The sequence below is a fragment of the Candidatus Accumulibacter vicinus genome (genome assembly GCF_000584955.1).
In the GTDB taxonomy this organism is placed as follows: domain Bacteria; phylum Pseudomonadota; class Gammaproteobacteria; order Burkholderiales; family Rhodocyclaceae; genus Accumulibacter; species Accumulibacter vicinus.
The window spans coordinates 90,348-91,040 of record NZ_JDSS02000021.1; the positions used below are offsets into that span (position 1 = coordinate 90,348).

Sequence of the window (693 nt, forward strand, 5' to 3'; positions counted from 1 at the left end):
ACCACGACAGCGCCGCCGTTTCCTCCGCGTAGCGGCTTCGTCCAACATGGCGCTCAACCTCGCTCCCTTCGGTCGCTGGACGCTGCGCGATAAAGCCGCGCAGCGCCGGTTAGCTCCACGTTGGGCCCTTCAGGCCAAAGCCATGGCATACTCGGCGCATGAAAGTTAGCGACATATTGGCTGTGCTCCGTAACGACGGGTGGCTCTTGGTCGCAACCAGAGGGAGTCATCGCCAGTTTAAACACCCGGTCAAACCCGGTCGCGTCACCGTCGCTGGGAAGCCAAGTGACGATCTGGCTCCTGGAACACTCAACAGCATTCTGAAGCAGGCCTCACTGAAAGGTTGAAATTATGCGCTATGCGATTGTTATCGAAAAAGCCGAAAGCAATTTCTCCGGGTATGTGCCGGACCTGCCAGGTTGTGTCGCAACTGGAGCCACTGTAGAGGAAACTGAAAACGAGCTGCTTTTGGCAATCCAATTCCATCTCGATGGCCTTCGTGAGGATGGTCTTGCCCCTCCTGCTGCAGAAAGCATCGTGGAGTATGTGTTTATCCCTGCCCAACCTTTCGCTCCAGGGGACGCGCCGCAAGCGGCGCGCTCTTGAGCTCCAACGTGTGCGCCGGGCATGGCGCGTTACTTCATAGATGGAAGTCCTATGGCCAGGTTTTCGCAGAGCCGAAGGCAAGGAGAA

The 693-nt window shown here is 57.4% G+C and carries 2 protein-coding genes; both read left to right on the forward strand.

The window, feature by feature from the left end; translation table 11 throughout:
- The first annotated feature begins 158 nt into the window (after positions 1 to 158).
- Positions 159 to 347, forward strand: coding sequence for a type II toxin-antitoxin system HicA family toxin (locus CAPSK01_RS22505; protein ID WP_273703408.1), 189 nt, complete (start codon positions 159 to 161; stop codon positions 345 to 347).
- 4 nt (positions 348 to 351) lie between these two features.
- Positions 352 to 606: a type II toxin-antitoxin system HicB family antitoxin gene (locus CAPSK01_RS22510; protein ID WP_273703409.1), complete on the forward strand. Its 255-nt coding sequence runs from the start codon at positions 352 to 354 to the stop codon at positions 604 to 606.
- Positions 607 to 693 lie beyond the last annotated feature (87 nt).